This window comes from Ruegeria sp. BA2 (genome assembly GCF_056539605.1).
The window spans coordinates 1-6,816 of sequence record NZ_JBQFVE010000029.1 but is presented as its reverse complement, the minus strand read 5'-3'; the positions used below and the strand labels follow the sequence as shown (position 1 = coordinate 6,816).

The following is a 6,816-nucleotide window of genomic DNA, read 5'->3' as shown; positions in this document are numbered from 1 at the left end:
TCTTTGATCTCGGAGCCGTCGGCGTCTGGATTGGCTATACTCTGGGTCTGGTGGTAGCAGCCGTCGCCCTGCCCTTGCGGTTCTGGGCGCTGACACGGACCTGAATTTTGCGGGTAGTTATATTGGGGAGACTTAGCCGCGAGCCAATTCGTACCGGCGTGATATGACTTGCCAGATCTTATGCCGCACGCGTCGCTTGATGAATCTGTGATCCTGTTCGATCATGTTGTTCAAATATTTGGACCTGATCGACTGTACTTTGGCTGGGCAACCGAACCGCTTCAGGATCCTGTTCACTTCTCGAATGCCAGCTGCATTTGCGCCACTCTTGTCTATAACGATTTTGTTTAGAATCCCGTTTGACGACATTGCTTTGTCAAAGAACCTGGTGGCTGCAGGACGATTTCGTCGCTCAGACAGAATGAAATCAGGGGTGTTTCCCGCTTTGTCGACCGCTCAATAGAGATACATCCACTTGCCGCGCATACAGAGATAGGTCTCGTCCATGCGCCAGGAGCTCAGCGTTGGTCGCTTCTTCGATTGCGCGCTAGCGGCAATCATAGAGGAATACTTAACAACCCACCTGTTGAGAGTGGCGTGATCCACCTGCACGCCACGTTCGGCCATGATCTCTTCCAAATCACGATAAGAAACCGTGTACCGCAGGTAGAAGTAAACGGCGTATAAAACTGCATCCTTTTAAGGAAATCATGCTGAAACCTGTTGGAGAACAATGCGCGGACACCAAAAGTCGAAATCTCTATGCTCGTCAATCCAGGCCCAAAGTTTGCGACACATCCAGTTGTTCTCCCAGCCAGGGACTGAGCACCAAATCCTGGAAGATTGATGGGCAACAAACGATGGCTGATGGCAAGATGTCTCTCAGCCAATCCATCAAACATGCTCCTATTGTCGCCGAATCCCGCAACGAACAAAATAATCGGCCGATTGTCGCGGAACCTTTTGAATTGGTTTGAGTTTTCGGCACAAATGTCAATCTCCTGAACTTGGTCGGACCCGCAACAACATTGCTCCGTTGTACAAGCTACTTTGTTTGAAGAAGGCTGTTTGCAGTTTATCGGAAGATTTGTGCAACTCCTGTGGGAAGGATGTCAGCCGCAGTATTTTCGGACCTCAGTATCTCTAAGTCCCGTGGCGACAAGCATGCATCTGTTTCGGGCTTCGTAGTAATACCCGCGGGCATACCACATGACCGCTTCGGGCTCACTTCCATCTGAAACCATCCAGGCGCCGCGCAAGTATTTCACGGCGTATGTCAGGTTGGTTTGCGCGTCCAAGAGGTCGGAAGCCTCTCCGCGAAACCCCATTTGGCGCGCTGTCGCAGGCAAAATCTGCATCAACCCGTAATAGGGACCGTTGCGGGCATGGGGACGATAGTCGCTTTCTCGCTGGATCACTCGGTGTACAAGGCTACGCGGCACTTCGTTTGCGTCTGCGGTTTCGTTGATCATCAGGCGCAGCTCGGGCGTCTCGCCGGGATAAAGTCGGGTTATTGGCTCTGCGGCTTCATTGCCGCAAGCGGCAAGAAATAGCGCAGCAAGAACGGCTGTATATCGCATCAAAATTCTCATCCCATTAACTATGAGCATTATTCGTGCTCAACCGCGATTGATATTCAATATCCTTGGGTATTGCTGAGCGACTTTTGGCCCGAAGTGATTTGGCACCTAGTACCAGCGGTGAACTCTTTTTTAGTAACAACGTGCCTCTTTTTCTGGCGCTCGCGCAAAAAGACAAACAATCCTGACCCCAAAATCAGTGCGATGCCAATCGCAACGGGCAGGTTTGGGAGTTCGCCCCATATGACCCATCCCCAGAAAATAGCCATAGGAAGACCAACATATTCAAACGGCGCAACCGTAGCCGCATCCGCCATGCGGTAAGCTTGGCCGAGGCAATACCCGATGATTGCAGAATTGAATCCTAAGCCGATAAACAACCAGCGATCAGACCCTTCGGGCCAAACCCAAGCCCGCAGCAAAAAGATCAAGCTTTCGTTCTCGAACTCGTTCGCAAAGCGCCCATCCCCTGCCACTGACCAGAACAACAGGCTGACAACGATAAAGCACGCCTGAATGTAAACAGCCATTGCTGAGGCCTTGGACTTTGCGCCAAGAAAACGGGTTAGCACGTTGTTGAGGGCATAAGTGAAAGCAGCAAGAACCGGCAGGGCATACATCAACAGACCAACTTCACGCTCTCCACCGGCCTCCCATGGGCGAGTCATGATCACTACGCCCAAAAATCCGACAAGCACGGCGCCAATCCGCATCGGCCCAACTTTTTCGCCAAGCAATGGGATACTCAGCAATGTGATCATCAAGGGGGCTACGAAGAAAACAGCGGTGGCTTCTGCCAGCGGCATTACCGCCAGAGCCGTAAAGAATGTCAGATTGGCAATGACAATCAGCAGGCCCCGCAAAAGGTGAAGTCCCGGCTGATCGGTTTTCAGGATGCGCCAACCGCCCTCCATCTGGACAAGGGCAAAGCTGAACCCGATCCCGATCAACGATCTAGTAAACACCATTTGGTGCAAGGGGTAACCGCCAGACAGAAATTTGATCAGCATATCATTGATAGAAATCGCCAATATTCCGATCAGTACGAACGCAATACCAACTGTCGGGTTTTGTAATTTTTGTTCCGCTGTCATGGAGTGCCCTTTCATCGGACCACTACCATGGGCCAAGGAATTGATCACGTCGCTTTGCGACAAGGTAAGTCAGTCAATTGTCCGTGGCGCGAATCCGTAACCGCTTCCATTCTCGCTCTAGAAACCTTTGTGCCGAAGGCAGTGGTTGGCAACTTCCCTTACCCCTCTGTTGTTTAGTCGCTTAGGGACAAGATCATCGTCGATAGTGAGGTAAGCTCATAAGTGCAGCAATGGAGCCTCCGAATGCCGACAGGAAAACGACCGAATGTGATATTGATCTTGGCCGATGATCTGGGTTTTGCAGATTTGGGTGCCACTGGATCGGAAATACGCACTCCAAATATCGATGGTCTTGCAAGGGATGGTGTGCTGCTTACGGCAATGTACAACTGCGCCCGCTGTTGTCCTACGCGGGCGTCTCTTTTGACAGGGTTGTACCCGCACAACGCCGGCGTGGGCCACATGGGGGCAGATCTGGGAACGCCCGCATACCAGGGGTTTTTGCGGAATGACAGCGCCACCATTGCCGAGCACCTACGTGCTGGTGGGTATCGGACCTTGATGTCCGGCAAATGGCATGTCGCCGGAGATTTCATGGCGCGCGAAGTTGAGAGTTGGCGTGTTGGAGATGTTGAGCACCCAACGCCGAGACAGCGCGGTTTTGATCGCTTCTATGGGATCGTTGATGGCGTCACCCATTTCTTCTCGCCACACTACATGCTCGAAGATGACAGCCGTGTCATGACATTCCCTGATGATTTCTATTTCACGGATGCGATCACGGACAAGGCGATTGGAATGATCGAAGAAACACCCGACGACCAGCCTTTTTTTCTTTATCTCGCGCATACCGCACCGCATTGGCCGCTACACGCCCATCCCGAGGACATCGCTCGCTATGATGGAGTGTATTCAGGCGGTTGGGACACAATCCGTACCGCACGACACGAAACCATGAACAGCATGAACCTGTTTCAAAGGAACTGGGAAATATCTCCACGTGATGTTGCTGTTCATCCTTGGGAGACCGAACAGAACACCGATTGGGAGGCACGAAAGATGGCCACCTATGCTGCGATGGTAGACCGGATGGATCAATCTATAGGCAGGCTCATCGCCTCGTTAAAACGTTTAGGTCAGTTTGAAGACACCTTGATTTTGTTCCTGTCCGACAATGGTGGCTGCGCGGAATTCATGGCGGAAGACGGGTGGGCGAAATTCTTCCCGGACACCACAAATGACGGTCGCCCAATCGAAATGGGAAACCGCCCCGACGTGATGCCGGGCGGTGCTCAGACATATCAGAGCTATGACAAACCGTGGGCAAATGTCTCGAATGCGCCATTTCGGTTGTTCAAGCACTACGTCCATGAGGGTGGGATATCGACGCCGCTTATAGCGCATTGGCCCAAAGGGTTTCCCTCTGGAGCGAACGCGCACGCCGCCTGCCATGTCGTTGATGTTTTACCTACTATTTTGGAGGCAACCGGATGCCTGTACCAAAGTGAGGTTGGTGGTCACGAAATTCAGCCTATGCAAGGGCAGTCATTGATGGACCTGTTCCGCGGCAAGGACTGGGCACGAGAAGAGCCTATCTTTTTCGAACATGAAGGAAATTCCGCGGTGAGGCTAGGTCAGTTCAAACTTGTCAGGCAGCATGGGCAAGACTGGGAGCTCTATGACATCGAAGCGGATCGCACGGAGTTGACTAATTTGAGAGGGAGCAACGCCGAATTGGAGGTAGACTTGGTTAGCCAATACAACGACTGGGCCAAACGGACAGGTGTTATGGATTGGGATGTTGCACTTCCGAAGTTACTACAGGCGTGGAAGATTGAAACCGCAGAGGGATAGTCGACTTCACGCAGGGTTCAGAACCGTCCATCTTTGTACTCCAAGAAGAGGACCCTCTCTAGCCCGAACCGGACATTCTAAAATAGACTTTGCAGTTCCGGTTGGCGGACAAAGCCGACCTCAGCAGGGCGATATTGAAAGGCAGCTTGCCATGCAGGCCTTTGCTGTCTCGGCTACTCGTATTGTACGATCACAGACAGAAAGTCTTCGTCACTTGTTACAACTGTATGGTGACCCTTTCCGTGCTTGTCTTCCATATGCCAAACGTCGCCTGGCCCAATATCCCTGAAGTCGCCATCGCTCGCGGTCACTCGTACCGCACCAGAAAGACAAATGAGCTTTTGAGCGACAGGTGTAGGATGAATTGGTTCATCCCAACCTTTCTTGAGCCTCAAAAACATGGTTTGCGTAGCCGCCTCGGGCTTTGAAATCTCGATTGCCTTCGCAGGCGGCGCGAATGTTTGCTCCTCAAATTCAACTTCGATGTCTTTCCAATGGCTTTCGCCTTGGGCGTCTGAGTACAACTTTTTGAATTTCACTTATTTGCCCTTCCTTTTTGAATTGCATAAAATCAACACCGAACATTGTGACGAAAAGCAGCAAAACTCAATTTGGGCTCCGAAGCTGTCGATCGCCTGTATACCGCGAGCGAATGCGCATAAGAATTTGCAATCCCATTGTTAGAGAATTGAGAGTTCGAAGACAAACCGAATGACACGAGCCTCCGGCTGTAACAAGATGGTGGTGGAGGTGTTTGGTATGGCGGATGTTTTCGACCGCATTGCAGATTGGCTGCAAAAGTTGGCCTTTTTTGATGCTGATCTTGGTGGACTAGTCGAGCAGTTAAGTCACAGGCTGATCGATGGTGGAGTGCCAGTCACGCGCGTTTCCTTGGGACGCCTGATGATGCACCCAGTCATCGGATTGCTCGATGCAACGTGGGATGCTTCGAACCATCGGATTGAATGGACTGTTCTTCCACGCAGCTCAGTCACAGCTGATCTATTCGACAAAGCACCCTTCGGAGAGAATTCGAAATTAGCAAATGAGATCGCGAAACAGCACTTTAACAAAGAAGTTTGGGACTTGGCGGACGGACTTGCGAATGGAACAATTAAGTTCCCTTTCATGCGGGCAAATCTGACGGACCAAGCAACCCGTGACAAATTTCCGCTGTTCCGAAAACTCGCAGAAGCAGGTGTCACTGATTATGTCGTATTCAGTGCACCATTCGGTAATCGTACTGTTGTCTTTGACGGAGAGATGGAGTGGGCATTGGGTGCGTCCGTTTCTTTTGCTACAAAACGTCGTTCTGGCTTCACGGACCGTGAAGTAGACGGTCTGTCGCGGCTATCTTTATCTTTGCTTGGTGCAGCGCGTGTATTGTCGGAGCAGTTCTTGGCCGCTGAATTGATGGAGGTCTATCTAGGCAAAGTGTCCGGTCGATCCGTACTTAACGGTCAAATAGCCCGGGGAGATGTCAGCAGAATTAACTGTGCTCTCTTGTTCAGTGATATGCGCGGCTCTACGGCTTTGAGCCAGCGCTTGTCACCGGAAAAATATGTCGCGACGGTTAATCAATTCTTCGACTGTGTCGGCGGTTCGGTACAGGACCACGGTGGAGAGGTATTGAAATTCGTTGGCGATGGATTGCTTGCGATCTTTCCTTTCGATGGTCAACGAAGGCTACCCGAAGACATGTGCGAAGCAGCCCTGTCCGCGGCGCGCGAAGCGTTTCAAAGGAATGAAGAACTTGATCCATCAGAGCGTGCTGAATTTGGGGTTGGGTTGCACACGGGCGCGGCTATCTACGGCAATGTTGGCACTGAGAAGCGCTTGGATTTTACGGTAACTGGCACATCAGTCGCGATTGTGAGTAGGTTAGAAGGTCTGACGCGAAAACTGGAGGCGCGGCTTTTGGCAACGGGCGATTTTGCGAACTTGGTATCTGAAGAGCCGCTAAAACTGGGTCCGCATTCTTTGCGGGGTTTTGATGAAGACTTAGAGGTCTTTTCTTACGAAATTACCAGTTAACGCTCAATTGCATTGGGCTTTTGGCAAACACTCGATGTGGCGCGTTTTGAGGCGGGGGGCACTAAAATGACAACGGTCTGCTTTGGGCTCATTCCAGACCTCGGTGCCGTTGCAACACAGGCCCCTGCCCTACGTCACCTGATCGAGCAGACTGGCCCTTAGCCGACCTTTGACACGTGGTCGCGATGCTGCGGTCGCAGACCGCTTAGCGGACATTCGCCGTGACCTCCAAAACTAAAGTAGATTGAACTCAC

At 51.6% G+C, this 6,816-nt stretch carries 6 protein-coding genes and 1 pseudogene; 3 read left to right on the top strand and 4 right to left on the bottom strand.

Going from position 1 to position 6,816, the window contains the following annotated elements; genetic code table 11:
- Positions 1–183: 183 nt before the first annotated feature.
- Positions 184–699, bottom strand: a pseudogene (locus ACR0NN_RS25100) (IS6 family transposase); the annotation flags it as partial.
- An 11-nt stretch (positions 700–710) separates the two neighbouring features.
- Between ACR0NN_RS25100 and ACR0NN_RS25095 the strand changes: the two are divergent.
- The gene (locus ACR0NN_RS25095; protein ID WP_170727503.1) at positions 711–977 is read left to right on the top strand and encodes a hypothetical protein; all 267 of its coding nucleotides are present in this window, start codon (positions 711–713) and stop codon (positions 975–977) included.
- A 135-nt stretch (positions 978–1,112) separates the two neighbouring features.
- Here ACR0NN_RS25095 and ACR0NN_RS25090 read toward each other — a convergent pair whose 3' ends face one another.
- The gene (locus ACR0NN_RS25090; protein ID WP_170727507.1) at positions 1,113–1,580 is read right to left on the bottom strand and encodes a lytic transglycosylase domain-containing protein; all 468 of its coding nucleotides are present in this window, start codon (positions 1,578–1,580) and stop codon (positions 1,113–1,115) included.
- Positions 1,581–1,636: 56 nt separating this feature from the next.
- A complete protein-coding gene (locus ACR0NN_RS25085) occupies positions 1,637–2,674 on the bottom strand; it encodes a DMT family transporter (protein ID WP_170727512.1) in 1,038 nt (345 codons plus the stop codon).
- Positions 2,675–2,917: 243 nt separating this feature from the next.
- Here ACR0NN_RS25085 and ACR0NN_RS25080 point away from each other — a divergent pair, with 243 nt between their 5' ends.
- Positions 2,918–4,528, top strand: coding sequence for an arylsulfatase (locus tag ACR0NN_RS25080; RefSeq protein ID WP_170727516.1), 1,611 nt, complete (start codon positions 2,918–2,920; stop codon positions 4,526–4,528).
- 173 nt (positions 4,529–4,701) lie between these two features.
- Here the strand turns inward: ACR0NN_RS25080 and ACR0NN_RS25075 are convergent, their stop codons facing one another.
- Positions 4,702–5,067 (bottom strand): cupin domain-containing protein, encoded by a 366-nt coding sequence (locus tag ACR0NN_RS25075; protein ID WP_170727518.1) that lies wholly within the window; start codon positions 5,065–5,067, stop codon positions 4,702–4,704.
- A 172-nt stretch (positions 5,068–5,239) separates the two neighbouring features.
- On the opposite strand from ACR0NN_RS25075, the gene ACR0NN_RS25070 reads away from it, so the two are divergent.
- Entirely contained in the window at positions 5,240–6,562 is a 1,323-nt protein-coding gene (locus tag ACR0NN_RS25070) for an adenylate/guanylate cyclase domain-containing protein (RefSeq protein ID WP_170727521.1), read from the top strand.
- The last annotated feature ends 254 nt before the right edge of the window (positions 6,563–6,816 follow it).